The following is a 16,004-nucleotide window of genomic DNA, read 5'->3' as shown; positions in this document are numbered from 1 at the left end:
AAGCTTCGCTTGATGTGCTTTGCTGTGACAACGGAGGCGCATTATAGGGAGATTCTGATTCCGTGCAAGGGCTTTTTGTGATCTTTTGCAAAAAAACTTTCAATCGCCTACTTAAGCAACAAAGTGTTGGTTAAGTAGGCGAATTAAGGCATTGATTTATTGAAACGCAAAGCCACGCTCTGTAGGCATCAGGTTTATAGTCTGCCCTGGTATTAACTTGCCAGCTAAAAGCTGTTGAGCAAGTGGGTTTTCAATCTCTTGCTGTATTGCTCTTTTCAATGGACGAGCGCCAAAGACGGGATCAAAGCCAACTTTAGCGAGGTGCTGCAATGCCTCTGCTGATATTGCAAGTTGGTAACCTTTATCTTGTAAGCGTTGTTGTAACATTTGTAATTGAATATTTGCAATCTGGGCAATGTGCTCATTCACTAAAGGATGGAATACCACGGTTTCATCAATTCGGTTTAAAAACTCTGGCCTAAATTGCTGACTCAAATTTTCCATCAACAGATGTTTTATTTGCTGGTAGCCAGCTTGACCAAATTGCTCCTGAATAATGTCAGCCCCTAAATTGGAGGTCATGATGATCACGGTATTTCTAAAATCGACCGTGCGACCTTGACCATCGGTTAAGCGACCGTCATCTAATACCTGCAACAAAATGTTAAACACATCAGGGTGCGCTTTTTCTACCTCATCAAGTAAGATGACAGAATAGGGCTTGCGCCTGACCGCTTCGGTTAAATAGCCGCCTTCTTCATAACCAACATAACCGGGAGGCGCGCCAACTAAACGTGCAACAGAGTGTTTCTCCATAAACTCTGACATATCGATGCGGACCATATTGTCTTCGGTATCGAACATGAAGTGTGCCAATGCTTTGCATAGCTCTGTTTTTCCGACCCCTGTTGGCCCTAAAAATAAGAAAGAACCAATAGGCTTGTTAGGATCGGCCAGTCCAGCCCTGCTCCGACGTATAGCATGAGCCACAGCAGTTACGGCTTCATCTTGACCAATGACTCGATTATGCAGCTCTTGCTCCATCTTCAGTAGTTTATCCTTCTCACCTTCCAACATTTTAGCCACTGGGATCCCCGTCCAGCGGGATAATACTTCTGCAATTTCATTTTCACCGACTCTGTGCTTTAACAAGCTCATTTCTTGCATCTCTGCTTGCGATGCTAAATCCAACTGCTTTTCCAGCTCTGGAATACGGCCGTATTGCAGCTCTGACATCCTGCTTAAATCGCTGGCACGTTTGGCAAACTCTAAATCTAGCCTTGCTTGCTCTAACTCGGCCTTAATATTTTGCGTACCCGACAGCGCTGCTTTTTCAGATTTCCAGACTTCATCTAACTCTTTAAAATCTTTTACTTTGCCGCGTAATTCATCTGACAATAAGGCTAATCGCTTTTTACTGGCTTCATCATCTTCTTTATTTAACGCTTGCTGCTCTAGTTTGAGTTGAATGATCTTTCGCTCTAAGCGGTCTAACGGCTCAGGTTTGGAGTCAATTTGTAAACGAATACTTGAAGCCGCTTCGTCAATCAAGTCGATTGCTTTATCTGGCAGTTGACGGTCCGAAATGTAGCGATAAGATAACTGAGCTGCAGCCACAATAGCGGGGTCGGTAATGTCCACCTTATGATGCAGTTCATAACGCTCTTTTAAGCCACGTAAGATCGCCACCGTGTCTTCCACACTGGGTTCATCAACCACAATTTTTTGGAACCTTCGCTCAAGTGCCGCATCTTTTTCAATATACTGACGGTATTCGTCTAAGGTTGTAGCACCAACACAATGTAATTCCCCCCTTGCAAGAGCAGGCTTTAACATATTACCGGCATCCATAGCCCCGTCAGACTTACCCGCCCCCACCATAGTATGAAGCTCATCAATGAATAAAATCACTTGGCCTTCTTCTTGCGCCAGTTCATTGAGTACCGCTTTTAAGCGTTCTTCAAACTCACCACGGTATTTGGCACCGGCCACTAGAGCGCCCATATCAAGGGATAATACACGTTTGTTTTTTAACCCTTCTGGAACTTCACCATCAATAATTCGCTGCGCCAAGCCTTCTGCAATAGCGGTTTTACCCACCCCTGGCTCACCAATTAATACTGGGTTATTTTTAGTGCGCCGTTGCAATACTTGTAAGGTACGGCGGATCTCATCATCGCGACCAATCACAGGATCCAACTTCCCCTGCTCTGCTCGCTCGGTTAAGTCGATGGTGTATTTGTCTAATGCTTGGCGTTGGTCTTCGGCGTTTTTGTCATCAATTTTCTGACCATTACGGATTTTTTCTATCGCCGATTCAATGGTTTTTTGATTCGCACCAGCCTGACGTAAAATGTCCCCTAACGTGTGTTTATCTTCTGTTGCCGCTAATACAAAGAGTTCGGAGGAGATGTATTTATCTTTGCGTTTTTGAGCCAGCTTGTCGCAGTAATTGAATAATATGCCAAGCTGATTAGAGAGCTGTACATCGCCCCCGATGCCTTCTACTTTGGCAATACTGTCGAGAGACTGTGACAACTTAGACCGCAACGCACTGACATCAACGCCAGCCTCGGTCAATAAAGGACGGATCGTACCGGCGTCTTGGTTAAGTAAAGACGTCATGAGATGAACAGGTTCAATGTATTGGTGATCGCGACCTAAAGCTAGAGATTGCGCGTCCGAGATCGCAAGTTGAAATTTACTGGTTAATCTATCAAGTCGCATAATCGCTCCCAATCAAAAAAAGTATCCTGCTATTTATGTAGGGGCCAATTTGAAGCTTTCAAATTATTTTTCTAAATAAATCACGCTGGCCATTCTGCCCGTCATACTTTGGCGTCGATAAGAGTAAAAACGTTCAGGCTCATTAAAAGTGCAATAGTCGCCCCCATAAACTTGTGTAACACCGAGGCGCTGTAATCGCATTTTAGCTAAAGCATAGAGATCTGCACGCCACTTGCCCGCTTCAGTATCGGCGATAAAGGCTTGGCTTGCATCCGCATCGTGCTCTTCAAACGCTTGCTTTACCTCTTCTCCCACTTGAAACGCTGCCTGACTAATTGCAGGTCCTAACCATACAAGCACCTGCTCCGGTGAGGCATTGATTTGCGTGAGGGTATGTTCAATGATGCCGCTCTGTAACCCACGCCAACCGGCATGAATAGCCGCAACAAAACTGCCTTGCTCGTCGGTAAATAAAATGGGTAAACAATCGGCTGTCATCACCACACAGCCAAGCACTGTTTTTCGGGTCCAACTGCCATCAACATCTGGGATTTGCTTCAAAGGTTTGGTTATTTCTATACAAATATTACTGTGTACTTGGTTTAACCAAGCCAAGGGCTGAGTTAGCCCCAGCTCTTGTTGTAACAAACTACGATTTCGCTGCACATCTGATGGCAAGTCAGAAACGTGTAAGCCTAAATTAAGTCCCTGGAAAGGACCTTTGCTAACGCCGCCACTACGGGTAGTAGAGAACGCCACTACATGTTTGGGAGCGGGCCAATTAGGCTTAATTAATTTCATCGTTAATACTCTTCTACCGGGTTTTGCTTGGTATCTTCTCGCAATACTTCGGTAAGGGAAACCATGTCGTCAGGAATAGGCGCATGCCATTGCATTAACTCCCCAGTGATAGGGTGTGCGAGTTCAAGCATCGCGGCATGTAAAGCTTGGCGTTTAAAACCTCGTAACATTGTCACTAACTCGGGCGTGGCATTTTTTGGCAAACGGGCTCTACCGCCATATAGCTGATCACCCACTAGTGGATGTGATAAATGCGCCATGTGCACTCGTATCTGGTGCGTTCGCCCAGTTTCTAAGCGCAAACGTAAGCGCGTGTGAGAACGAAACTTCTCTGCTACCCTGTAATGAGTCACCGCCGGTTTACCTAACTCTTTCACTGCCATCTGAGTACGATGCGTGCTGTGTCGGCCGATGGCTGCGTCAACCATGCCGCCAGCGGTCAAGGTACCAATCGCTATCGCCTCGTATTCTCGAGTGATATCACGAGCTTGCAATGCCGTCACCAAGTGGGTTTGAGCCGGTACGGTTTTAGCAACCACCATCAATCCGGTCGTATCTTTATCGAGTCTGTGAACAATACCTGCCCTTGGCACTTCTGCAATAGGCGGATAATGATGTAACAAAGCATTGAGCACGGTACCGTCAGGGTTGCCTGCACCGGGATGAACGACTAAGTCGGCAGGTTTATTAATCACTAAGATATCGTCATCTTCATAAACAATGTCTAGGGGAATATCTTGAGCAACAAAATGCACTTCATCTTCGAGTACTGCACTCAACAGAACTTGCTGGCCAGCAAATACCTTTTCTCTCGGCTTATTCACTAACTGCCCATCTAGGGTTACGCGGTCAGCTAAGATCCATTCTTTTATTCGTGAACGGGAGTAATCGGGGAATAACTCGGCGAGTGCTTGGTCCAACCTTTGACCTAACTGGTGAGGAGCAATCTCCCCTTGTAACTCTATTTCCTGGCTCATAAACTTCTTATTGTTAATTGTGATAAAGACGCTATCGCTTAAACTAATACCTATTTTACCTTTTCTTTTGCTTCAGCATAACGGATACTTTGAGGTTTCTGTACAGACGAAACATATTGGTATTATGAAAAAGAGTGTTCGCCTTATTTCTGCGGTAGCTATATCCGCCATGTTTATTTTGGGCTGCTCATCGAAAGATGACAAGGAAATTGTTCCAGATAAAGCGCCTGTCCTGCTTTACGATGACGCTCAACAAGCCTTACAAGCAGGTAATTACGAAAAGGCTGCGGAGGTTTTAGAGGCCTTAGACGCCCGTTACCCGTTTGGCCCTCACTCGGAGCAAGTTCAGCTCGATCTGATATACGCTTACTACAAAAATGATCAAGGTGCGCAAGCGCTTGCCAATATTGACCGCTTTTTACGCCTGAGTCCTACTCATAAAGACATTGATTATGTTTACTACATGCGTGGTCTCACTAATATGTCCCTCGACGGGACCTTTTTCCACGGCTTAATTGGTATTGACCGCAGCGACCGTAACCCAGCATACTACCAACAAGCCTTCGCTGATTTTACTCGGTTATTAAACCGCTTCCCAAACAGTGCCTACGCTCCTGATGCGCGTGCGCGCATGGTTGGTATTAAAGATCGTTTAGCCAAATATGAAATTGCGATTGCTGAGTGGTATATCAAACGTGAAGCGTACGTCTCTGCGATTAACCGTGGCAAGTACGTACTTGAGCACTTCCCAAATACTAAATCAAGTGAACGCGCGCTTGAACTAATGCTTGAAGGCTATACTCAATTAAACCTCGAAGCACCAAAGCAAACGACGTTGCAGGTGATGAAGCAGAACTTTCCCACCAACAGTTGGGTAAGGTAAATCCTCACAAACAAAAAAGGCTGCCAAGTGGCAGCCTTTTTTTATTCTTCTAAAGCGCAAATTAAATCGCGTCTTCGTTTTCTTCACCCGTACGGATACGAATAACGCGGGCTATATCAGTAACAAAGATTTTACCGTCGCCAATTTTACCTGTTTGCGCCGTTTCAATAATGGCATCAATGCAGCGGTCTACATCGTCGGTTTGTACGACGATCTCGATTTTAACTTTCGGTAAAAAGTCCACCATGTACTCAGCACCACGGTATAACTCGGTATGACCTTTTTGACGGCCAAAGCCTTTTACTTCAGAAACTGTCATGCCCGTGATGCCAATGTCTGCAAGCGCTTCCCTAACATCGTCCATTTTAAATGGCTTGATGATTGCTTCAATCTTTTTCATTGTTTAACCCTTATGCTATGTCGGAGTGCCGACTTGACTTGCTGTCATTGTGATAAAAACGCAACATATTTTCAACACGATGCACTCACCACATTCCAAAACCTTGATTAAAAGTGCATTACCTTAACTCTGGCGGTACTTCAAAGACGATATTCTCTTCCACGCCCGGATTTTCAACCACAATTTTACCACCCAAAGACTCAACCTTGGTAACCACTTGGCGAACTAAGACTTCAGGAGCAGAAGCGCCAGCTGTCACTCCAACCTTAGTAATTCCTTCAAACCATTGCGGTTGGATATCATCCGCGTTATCAATCAAATAAGATGTCGTCCCTGCTTTTGCTGATTTTTCACGAAGGCGATTGGAGTTCGATGAATTTTTCGATCCAACCACCAACACCACTTCGGTTTTATCGGCAAGGTCTTTAACCGCATCTTGACGATTTTGCGTCGCGTAACAAATATCTTTTTTACGCGGTCCCTCAATATCAGGAAATTTAGCGCGCAGTGCATCAATGACCATAGAGGTATCATCAACTGACAAGGTGGTTTGGGTACAATACAACAAGTGGCTCGGATCGTTTACGCTAAGCTTGGCCACATCTTCTACCGACTCAACCAAGTAAATACCACCTTCAGGGTTATCATATTGCCCCATCGTGCCCTCTACTTCAGGGTGGCCTTGATGACCAATTAAGATACATTCATGGCCTCGGCGGCTCGCTCGAGTGACCTCCATGTGGACCTTAGTCACCAAAGGACAGGTAGCATCAAACACTTTAAGCTCACGCCTTTTTGCCTCTTGGCGTACCGCTTGCGACACACCATGAGCACTAAAAATAACAATTGAATCGTCTGGTACTTCATCAAGTTCTTCGACAAATACCGCCCCGCGAGCTTTAAGCCCGTCCACCACGTATTTGTTGTGCACCACTTCATGGCGAACATAAATAGGTGGCTCAAACAGTTCAAGCGCGCGCTCTACAATACTGATAGCTCGATGAACACCGGCACAAAAACCGCGTGGGTTGGCCAATAACAGTTCCACAATCTACTCCTACGCTACGCTGATAACTTCAACATCAAAAGTTAGCTTTTGACCGGCTAGTGGGTGATTAAAATCCACCGTCACCGACTCGCCAGTGACTTCACGAATAATGCCTGGCAATTCATTGCCATCAGGTTGAGTGAACGCAATAATGGCCCCCACTTCAGCAGGAGCTTCTGCACTAAACTTACTGCGGTCAACGTGGTAGATATTGTCAGGATTAGGCAGGCCAAAAGCATCTTCTGGTTCCAGTTCAAAGGTTTTGGCTTCGCCTTCTGATAGACCTATTAAGCATTTTTCAAAGTTTGCCGTTAAGCTGCCGTCGCCCATTGCGAATTTAGCTGGCTTATTATTGACTTTTGTACTGTCAGCTGCCGAGCCATCAGCCAGCTTGATGGTGAAGTGCATCACGACCTCACTGTTGGCAGTAATTTTATTGCTCATTAGCTACGTCCTTATCTGATTTTTTACCGTCCATAAAGGCATCAATAATGATGATAGCCGCGCCAATAAAAATGGCAGAGTCTGCCACATTAAAAGCGGGCCAACGGTAAAAGCCTAAATCGAAATCCAAAAAGTCGACCACAAAACCGTGATATAAACGATCGACCAAGTTGCCGATCGCACCACCTAAAATCAGGGTATAAGCCGCATTCATCCATTTATGGTTGTACGGCGTTTTCTTAAGCCAATACACCAATACACAACTCACGACTACCGCAATGCCAGTAAATAACCAGCGTTGCCAGCCACCAGCATCATTGAGAAAGCTGAATGCTGCGCCATAGTTACGCGCATAAGTGAAGTTGAAAAATGGCAGCACTTGAATCGACTCATACAAGTCGAACCGAGTGTGGACATAAATTTTGGTGGCCATATCGATAACAAACACCATCAGCGCGAGCCAAAGCCAGCGCAATCCTGATTTTTCAGCGGCTGAGTTAGGCATACTTGCGAACTTCCCCTTCACCTGAAACGTTAGTTACGCAACGACCACATAATTCTTTGTGCGCTTCTACTGCTCCCACATCTTCGCGGTGATGCCAACAACGGCTACATTTAGCTGCGCTAGAAGCTTCTACTAACACAGATAATCCGGCCACTTCAGTGGCTATGGCGTTATCAGGTGCTTCGCCCACCACAACCTTGGCTTGTGAGGTTAATAATACGAAACGCAGTTCATCTTCAATCTTACTCAACAACTCAGCTTGAGCAGACTCTACAAACAAGGTGACATTCGCCGCTAAACCTCCGCCGATGACACCATCACGACGGGCTTGCTCTAATGCTTTATTCACTTCACCGCGAATTTCAATGATACTTTCCCAGTATGCATTATTGAGTGGCTCCGACTCATTCAAATCAAACAAACCGTCAAACCATACACCAGTGAATACAAACTCATCACGCTCACCTGGCATACGCTTCCAAATTTCATCCGCGGTAAAGCTCATGATTGGCGCCATCAGGCGAACCAGCGACTCACAGATAAGATACATGGCAGTCTGGCAGCTGCGACGTGCAATGCCGTCAGATTTTGCGGTGTACTGTCTGTCTTTGATAATGTCTAGGTAGAAGCTACCTAAATCAATTGAACAGAAGTGAGTTAGCTTCTGAGTGACAGTAAGTAGCTGATAATTGTCATAAGCAGACACTAATTCGTCTTGTAGTTCTTTCGCTTTACCTACCGCCCAACGGTCAAGAGCAACCATTTGTTCAGGCGCTATCATATCTGTTTTAGGGTCAAAACCATTCAGGTTCGCTAGCAGGAAGCGCGCGGTATTACGAATACGGCGGTAACTGTCTGCACTGCGCTTAAGGATCTCATCAGATACCGTCATCTCGCCGGTATAGTCAGTAGAAGCGACCCACAAACGAAGGATATCAGCACCCAATTTATTCATCACTTCTTGTGGCGAAACCACGTTACCAATCGACTTAGACATCTTACGGCCGTTAGCATCGACGGTGAAACCATGGGTTAATACTTCTTTATATGGCGCCTTGTTGTTCATCGCCGTACCTGTCATTAATGATGACTGGAACCAACCACGGTGTTGGTCTGATCCTTCTAGGTACATGTCTGCGGTGTAACCATTATATTCAGCTCGAGCATCAACTACGCTGTGGTGAGTAGTGCCCGAATCGAACCAGACGTCCAGCGTATCTGGTACCTTGCTGTATTGTTCTGCCTCATCTCCCAAGAGCTCAGTAGCGTCAAGATCCCACCATGCTTGAATGCCTTTTAGCTCCACTTGCGCAGCGACTTTTTCTAAAATAGCCAAGCTATCTGGGTGCAGCTCTTGGGTTTGACGGTGCACAAATAACGTAATTGGCACGCCCCATGTGCGTTGGCGAGAAATACACCAATCAGGACGGTTCTCGACCATTTTTTCAATGCGATTTTGACCCCAGTCAGGAATCCAACGTACCGACTTGATTTCGCTCATGGCTTGTTGGCGCAGGCCATTCTTTTCCATCGAAATAAACCACTGCGGCGTTGCACGGAAAATAATAGGTGTTTTATGACGCCAGCAATGTGGGTAGCTGTGACGGTAAGCAACATGGTGCATCAGCGCGCCGCGCTCTTGCAATGTAGCTACAACACTGTCGTTTGCTTTGAACACGTGCTGGCCAGCAAACAATTCTGTATCGGCTTTGTAAACCCCATTGTCACCCACAGGGTTGGCGACCTCTAGATTGTACTTCATGCCAACCACGTAATCGTCTTGGCCGTGACCAGGGGCTGTATGCACAATACCGGTACCTGAATCCGTCGTCACGTGGTCGCCTAAAATGGCGGGTACGCTGAAGTCATAAAAGGGATGATTAAACTGTGCTAACTCTAACGCTTCACCCTTGGCAAAACCCAACTTGCGAAACTCAGTGATGCCGTAGCGCTCTAGACAATCATTTAATAGTTCTTCGGCTAAGATGATACGCTCTTTACCCGCATCAGTGGTCACTTCAGCTAATACATAATCAAGCTTGGCTGACAGAGCCACCGCGCGGTTAGCTGGCAAGGTCCAAGGCGTTGTGGTCCATATCAACACAGAGATGGTCCCTTCCCCCGCATCACCCTCAAGGGCAAAACGGGCAACGACATCAGCTTCATCTTTAGCGTTGAAGCGAACATCAATAGCCGGAGACGTCTTATCTTCGTATTCCACTTCTGCTTCTGCAAGTGCTGAACCACAGTCGGTACACCAATGCACGGGCTTAGAGCCTTTATGCAGGTGGCCATTGTCAATAATTTTACCTAATGAGCGAATGATGTTGGCTTCTGTAGCGAAATCCATCGTCAGGTAAGGCTTTTCCCAATCACCTAATACCCCAAGACGAATAAAATCTTTGCGCTGGCCATCTACTTGGCGAGCGGCATATTCACGACATTTTTGGCGAAACGCCGCGGCACTGATTTTTTTACCAGGCTTGCCCACTTTCTGCTCTACTTTTAGCTCAATGGGTAAACCATGACAATCCCAACCAGGAATGTATGGCGCATCAAAATCAGCCAGGGTTTTAGACTTAATAATAATGTCTTTTAGGATTTTATTAACTGAGTGACCAATGTGAATATCGCCGTTCGCATACGGTGGTCCATCATGCAAAATAAAAGACTTTTTGCCTTTTTTCGCCTGACGGATCTTGCCGTAAAGATCCTTGTCATACCATTCTTTCAACATGTTAGGTTCGCGATTAGCCAAATTTGCTTTCATCGGGAACCCTGTTTTAGGAAGATTCAGGGTGTCTTTATAGTCGCTCATTAATCCAGTTTTCCATTATTGGGAAGGTAAAGTTTCATACAGCCAAGGCGTGGTATTCACGAGCTTGGCTGACATCAAGTTCAATCTGTTGTTTGAGAGCGCTAAAGTGTTCAAACTTGCGCTCATCTCGAATTTTCTTATTTAGCTCTACTTGCAGTTGTTTACCGTATAAATCACCTGCAAAATCAAAAACGTGTACTTCTAATTGTTGCCGCTGTCCATTCACTGTTGGCCGTGTACCAATATTCGCAATGCCGTTATAGACTTGCTCATCGATACCGTACACTTTCACCGCATAAACACCGCGGACCGGAGTGACTTTTCGCTTTAGCCAGATATTGGCGGTAGGCACGCCTATGGTTCGACCAAGCTTATCGCCGTGGGCAACGCGGCCGGTAATACGATAAGGTCGGCCCAATAACTCTTGCGCCTTTTGTAACTGACCGGCAGCTAACGCGTCACGTATTTGGGTACTACTGACCCTGGCATTATCCTGCAACAAACTTTGTGTCGCGATCACATCAAAACCGTGCTTTTGTCCAGCTTGCTGCAACAATTCAAAATTGCCTTGGCGACGAAAACCAAAGTGAAAATCGTCCCCTACTACTAAGAACTTAACGCCTAACTTATTGACCAAAATTTCTTCAATAAAGGCTTCAGCGTCAATAGCAGCAAATTGTCGGTTAAAGCTGATGCATAATAAGCGGTCGAGCTGTAACTGTTGCAGTTGAGTATATTTATCTCGCAAACGGTTCAATCGCGCAGGTGCATTATCCCCAAGGAAAAGCTCCAAGGGCTGTGGCTCAAACGTCATCACAGTTGCAGGCACGCTGAACTCTTCAGCTTTTGCCAACAACTGTTTCAGTACGGCTTGGTGCCCTAAATGCACGCCGTCAAAATTGCCTATGCTCAGTACACAACCCTTTTGTTCGGGTTTAATGTTCACTGCGCCGCGGATCAGCTCCATTATTTCTACGCCAAATTACACAAAACTGCCGGATTATATAACACTCAGCTTCAGTTATCAGCCCCCGAAACACGAAGATCGTTAATCCGTAAACCTAATATCAAGTTCACTAATAAATAGATAAGGGCACCGACGCCAATAAGACCGGCTAGCCAAGTAATTTGCTGCCATAAGTTAAAACTCACCCAAGAGCTTAACGGCGGAGTAAATTGCCATAAAAAAACAGCCATGCATGCAACAGCGATAAGTAGGCGCCCTAAAAACCACACTGTACTGGTTCTTAACTCAAAGACTTGCTGCTGCTTTAACCCCCGCCACAATAGAAAAGCATTCAACGATGCCGACATTGAGGTGGCGATAGCCAGTCCTACGTAACCATAAGGGATGGCAAAAATAATGTTAAAGAGCATATTGCAAGCCATCGCAAAAATCCCAAAACGCACTGGCGTTTTAGTATCCTGGCGTGCGTAATAGCCAGGCGCTAATACTTTGACCAACATAAAACTTAGCAAACCCGCGCCGTATGCCATCAAACTGATACTGGCCATCTCGACGTCATAAGAAGTAAACTCACCTCTCATAAACAGTACTGTGAGCATGGGTTTAGCCAGTAAAATCAAACCAAACATCGCAGGAACACCAAGTAAACATACCAACCTCACCCCCCAGTCTAGGGTTTTAGAAAAATGCTGCGGCGACTCATTAACGTGCAGTTTAGATAAGCTTGGCAAAATAACAGTGGCGATAGCGATGCCAAATAAGCCTAAAGGAAACTCCAGTAAACGGTCTGAAAAATAAAGCCAACTGATGGATCCAGTTTGTAAAAAGCTGGCTATCAAAGTATCGAGCAATAAGTTTATTTGGCTTACTGAAACCCCAAACATAGCGGGTATCATTAAGGTCCGAATTTTAACGACACCAGGATGATGCCAATTCCAAGTAGGCCTCACAAGTACACCAGCTCGCTTTAGAAAGGGAATTTGAAAAAGAAATTGAATGCAACCGCCAAGAAATACCCCAAACGCAAGTACATACTCAGCACGATCAACGTAGGGCGATAACCATACCGCACAAGCAATAATTGCAATATTAAGAAACACCGGAGTAAAAGCGGCTACCGCAAACTTACCTAGGGTGTTGAGTATGGCGCCAGCCATTGCAACAAAGGTGATAAACCAGAGGTAAGGAAACGTTATCTTAAGTAAGCTGGACGCTAATTCATATTTAGAACTCGATGGCCCATCATTCAGCCAATCCAAAAACCAACCAAAACCAAATAGCGCAACAATCACAGGAGAGGCAATAACACCAATCAAAGTAATAACCGTCACTATGGTGCCTAATGTTCCCGATACGGCCGCAATGAGCCTTCGCACTTCATCTTGAGAATGTTTTTCTTGATACTCCGAAAAAACCGGTACAAATGCTTGCGCAAATGCCCCTTCAGCAAACAGACGACGCAAAAAGTTGGGGATCTTGTTGGCAAACAAAAATACGTCTGCAGCCGCCCCCGCCCCCATGATATTGGCAACGACAATGTCTCTAATTAAGCCAAGAATACGCGAGATAAACGTCATGGCGCTGACTATAGCCCCTGACTTAAGCATTTTTTTACTCAAGAAATCCCTCTTTAGAACTGTTACCGCAGCGAGAATGCTGCTAGAATCCGGCCACTAGTTTAACCTTGCTGCGTATTAGTTTCTACGGAGTGGTGTTTAATTACACAAATGGTTTGACAATTTATACAAAATAAGGCATATTCCACGGCCTTTAAATATCACCTGTTTGAACAGATTTTAGGAGTTTAACTTGGCTAATATTAAATCTGCTAAGAAACGCGCAATTCAAGCTGAGAAGAACCGCCAGCACAACGCTAGCCGCCGCTCCATGATGCGCACTTACATGAAACGTGTTGTTGCTGCAATTGCTGCGGGCGACAAAGAAGCTGCTCAAGAAGCGTACAAAACAGTACAACCTCTTCTTGACCGCTACGCAACAAAAGGTTTAATCAGCAAAAATAAAGCTGCTCGTCATAAGAGCAAATACAACGCTGCAATCAAAGCGCTGTAATTTTTGCAAAACCCAATACGAGAAAAACCGACATTACGTCGGTTTTTTTTTGCCTGTAAGAATGTAATAAGCACTACTCAGAAGCCAATCCTGAAAATAACGTCGTAAAGTCGGTTTCACAAAGCCGCTTGACCGCTGGATGCTGGATCATGCGTTCGGCAAAAATCACGTAATACTCTTCTGTCACCTCATGGGTTTCACCTATCACTTGCACCTTTCCCGACGCGGTAATTTCATCACTGTCGATACTCGGCGCCACAAAGATGCCCTTGTTATACTCGCCAAAAGCCTTCATTAAAGCCGCATCATCAAATTCACCTAAGATTTCAGGCTCTATGCCAAGTTGGTCTATGTAATTAATGAGCTTACGGCCCAGTGAAGTTTTTCGACTTGGCATCAATAACTTACGCTCTTCTAAACACGCAGGAAATGGTAATTTAGGCAACGGCTTGTGACAAAAGAAACTGATGCCACACAAGCCTATTTGCTTACTGAATAAGCCTGGGTTTTGGCTGGAGTCTACCGCACAATCAGACAAAATCATGTCTAACTTATGCTGGCTTAACTTTTCCAGCAGCATCTCATGCGTCGACTCAAAACAGCACAAATGCATAGAGCCATCATCCGGTAATACTGACATCAACACCCGACTGGCTAAACCTTTATACAACGCGTCTGCGATGCCTACTTCGAATAATATATTACTGTCTTTGGTGTAATTGACGATATCAATCATTTCATAGCTTAAAGTAAACATGCGATCAGCATATTTAAAGATCAGCTGGCCCAAATCTGTGGCTTGTAGGCTGCGCCCTTTGCGGATAAATAGCTTGCCTCCTAGCCTCTGCTCTAATTGCCGGATCTGGCCGGTAACTGTTTGTGGGGTAAGGAATAATGCCTCAGCAGCTTTAGTCACCGAGCCTTTCTTCTGAGTCATCCAGAAGTAATACAAATGATTGTAATTAAGGTGAGACATGCAATTTCCCAATAAAACTTTAATTACAAAAGGTTAATATAAATATACAAAAAAAACACCCAGCGCGAATGCACTGGGTGTTAAAAAGCCACTTTGACAAATAATTATGCGTTAGCAGGCAAGCTCGTGCTCGTTAGAGCTGGCTCAGCTGCTGGCTTCAGCGAGAAATGTAATACCAAGTACCCCACAATAGCCGCCGCTGCAGAGCCGATGAGAATAGCCAATCGCGCAATGCTATCAAATGAAGCGGCTACGCCAGCAAAGGCTAATGAAGTAATAAAAATAGACATTGTAAAGCCAATGCCACACAACACAGATACCGCAAAGACTTGCTTAAAGTTCACCCCACTTGGCAGCGTTGCAATACCCGATTTAACGGCCAAGTAACAAGCGCTGAAGATCCCCAGAGGCTTACCAACAAACAAACCAAGCATGATGCCTAAAGGTAGGGCTTGGCCCAAGGCGCTAAATTCAATACCCGCCAAGGATACGCCCGCATTAGCAAACGCAAAAATAGGCAAAATCATAAAGCTACTCCAAGGGTGTAAGCCGTGCTCTAGCTTACTTAACACCTTGCCACCTTGTTTGTTGTATAAAGGAATAGAAAAGCCCACCACAACACCAGCTAGTGTGGCGTGCACGCCAGACTTCAATACTGCGACCCAAAGCACTAAGCCCACTAGCATGTAAAGACTAATACGACTTTCCCCTCGTACATTCATCGCAAATAGTAAGGCGCAGCTCGCAGCAGCCACCAGCAAAGAAGTAATCGACAAATCTGTACTGTAAAACAAGGCGATAATTACAATCACACCTAAATCATCTATGATAGCAAGGGCTAATAAAAATACCTTTAAGCTTACCGGTACACGCTTACCAAACAGCGCTAACACACCTAATGCAAATGCAATATCGGTCGCGGCAGGAATTGCCCAACCGGCACGAGTAACGTCGTCACCAAAGTTAAATAGTAAAAACACCAAAGCCGGTACCACCATGCCACCTACCGCAGCGATAGCAGGAAACATGGCTTTTTCTTTACTTGATAAACCACCTTCAACCAACTCGCGCTTAACCTCTAAGCCAATTAGTAGGAAAAAGATTGCCATCAAACCATCGTTGATCCAAAGCAACAAAGGTTTATCAATATCTAACGAGGCGATACGCACTTGCACCGGCGTATCTAAAAAGCTGAGGTACACTGAAGACAGAGGAGAATTCGCCACCAACAATGCCGCCAAAGCGGCCATAATAAGCAAAATGCCAGGTGCCGACTCTTGTTTTAAAAACTGACGAAAAAACATATTCATATACATCCTAATTAATTGAGGAATTAGTCTACAATATGACAATAGTGCGAGAAAAATCGCTTATACATTTATAAAACA

At 45.2% G+C, this 16,004-nt stretch carries 14 protein-coding genes; 2 read left to right on the top strand and 12 right to left on the bottom strand.

Annotated features, from left to right (window positions below):
• Window positions 1–156 precede the first annotated feature (156 nt).
• The 3 genes from clpB to rluD form a co-directional block, all read right to left on the bottom strand.
• Window positions 157–2,727 (bottom strand): ATP-dependent chaperone ClpB, encoded by a 2,571-nt coding sequence (gene clpB / locus D1Z90_RS18210; RefSeq protein ID WP_119912227.1) that lies wholly within the window; start codon window positions 2,725–2,727, stop codon window positions 157–159.
• A gap of 63 nt (window positions 2,728–2,790) precedes the next feature.
• The gene (gene pgeF, locus D1Z90_RS18205; RefSeq protein ID WP_119912226.1) at window positions 2,791–3,528 is read right to left on the bottom strand and encodes a peptidoglycan editing factor PgeF; all 738 of its coding nucleotides are present in this window, start codon (window positions 3,526–3,528) and stop codon (window positions 2,791–2,793) included.
• Window positions 3,529–3,530: 2 nt separating this feature from the next.
• Window positions 3,531–4,505: a 23S rRNA pseudouridine(1911/1915/1917) synthase RluD gene (gene rluD / locus D1Z90_RS18200; protein ID WP_119912225.1), complete on the bottom strand. Its 975-nt coding sequence runs from the start codon at window positions 4,503–4,505 to the stop codon at window positions 3,531–3,533.
• Window positions 4,506–4,629: 124 nt separating this feature from the next.
• On the opposite strand from rluD, the gene D1Z90_RS18195 reads away from it, so the two are divergent.
• Window positions 4,630–5,388 (top strand): outer membrane protein assembly factor BamD, encoded by a 759-nt coding sequence (locus tag D1Z90_RS18195; RefSeq protein WP_119912224.1) that lies wholly within the window; start codon window positions 4,630–4,632, stop codon window positions 5,386–5,388.
• Between the two features lie 61 nt (window positions 5,389–5,449).
• Here D1Z90_RS18195 and glnB read toward each other — a convergent pair whose 3' ends face one another.
• From glnB to murJ, 7 genes are all read right to left on the bottom strand, one after another.
• A complete protein-coding gene (gene glnB, locus D1Z90_RS18190; protein ID WP_119912223.1) occupies window positions 5,450–5,788 on the bottom strand; it encodes a nitrogen regulatory protein P-II in 339 nt (112 codons plus the stop codon).
• 118 nt (window positions 5,789–5,906) lie between these two features.
• A complete protein-coding gene (gene ispH, locus D1Z90_RS18185) occupies window positions 5,907–6,836 on the bottom strand; it encodes a 4-hydroxy-3-methylbut-2-enyl diphosphate reductase (protein WP_119912222.1) in 930 nt (309 codons plus the stop codon).
• Between the two features lie 9 nt (window positions 6,837–6,845).
• Window positions 6,846–7,280: an FKBP-type peptidyl-prolyl cis-trans isomerase gene (gene fkpB / locus D1Z90_RS18180; protein ID WP_119912221.1), complete on the bottom strand. Its 435-nt coding sequence runs from the start codon at window positions 7,278–7,280 to the stop codon at window positions 6,846–6,848.
• Entirely contained in the window at window positions 7,270–7,785 is a 516-nt protein-coding gene (gene lspA, locus D1Z90_RS18175; protein ID WP_119912220.1) for a signal peptidase II, read from the bottom strand. The genes fkpB and lspA overlap by 11 nt, the downstream gene beginning before the upstream one ends.
• Complete coding sequence (ileS, locus tag D1Z90_RS18170; RefSeq protein WP_119912219.1) at window positions 7,778–10,603, bottom strand: isoleucine--tRNA ligase; 2,826 nt, start codon at window positions 10,601–10,603, stop codon at window positions 7,778–7,780. The genes lspA and ileS overlap by 8 nt, the downstream gene beginning before the upstream one ends.
• A gap of 34 nt (window positions 10,604–10,637) precedes the next feature.
• Window positions 10,638–11,570, bottom strand: coding sequence for a bifunctional riboflavin kinase/FAD synthetase (ribF, locus tag D1Z90_RS18165; RefSeq protein ID WP_119912218.1), 933 nt, complete (start codon window positions 11,568–11,570; stop codon window positions 10,638–10,640).
• 50 nt (window positions 11,571–11,620) lie between these two features.
• Complete coding sequence (gene murJ / locus D1Z90_RS18160) at window positions 11,621–13,189, bottom strand: murein biosynthesis integral membrane protein MurJ (RefSeq protein ID WP_119912217.1); 1,569 nt, start codon at window positions 13,187–13,189, stop codon at window positions 11,621–11,623.
• 190 nt (window positions 13,190–13,379) lie between these two features.
• Here murJ and rpsT point away from each other — a divergent pair, with 190 nt between their 5' ends.
• A complete protein-coding gene (rpsT, locus tag D1Z90_RS18155) occupies window positions 13,380–13,640 on the top strand; it encodes a 30S ribosomal protein S20 (protein ID WP_119912216.1) in 261 nt (86 codons plus the stop codon).
• A 73-nt stretch (window positions 13,641–13,713) separates the two neighbouring features.
• Here rpsT and nhaR read toward each other — a convergent pair whose 3' ends face one another.
• Window positions 13,714–14,616: a transcriptional activator NhaR gene (nhaR, locus tag D1Z90_RS18150; RefSeq protein ID WP_119912215.1), complete on the bottom strand. Its 903-nt coding sequence runs from the start codon at window positions 14,614–14,616 to the stop codon at window positions 13,714–13,716.
• A gap of 104 nt (window positions 14,617–14,720) precedes the next feature.
• Window positions 14,721–15,926, bottom strand: coding sequence for a Na+/H+ antiporter NhaA (gene nhaA, locus D1Z90_RS18145; protein WP_119912214.1), 1,206 nt, complete (start codon window positions 15,924–15,926; stop codon window positions 14,721–14,723).
• Between the last annotated feature and the right edge of the window lie 78 nt (window positions 15,927–16,004).

The sequence above is a fragment of the Motilimonas pumila genome, from assembly GCF_003596335.1.
GTDB classification, from domain to species: domain Bacteria; phylum Pseudomonadota; class Gammaproteobacteria; order Enterobacterales; family CBDFNC01; genus Motilimonas; species Motilimonas pumila.
The sequence above is the reverse complement of the archived record's forward strand: the minus strand, read 5'-3'. Positions and strand labels throughout refer to the sequence as shown.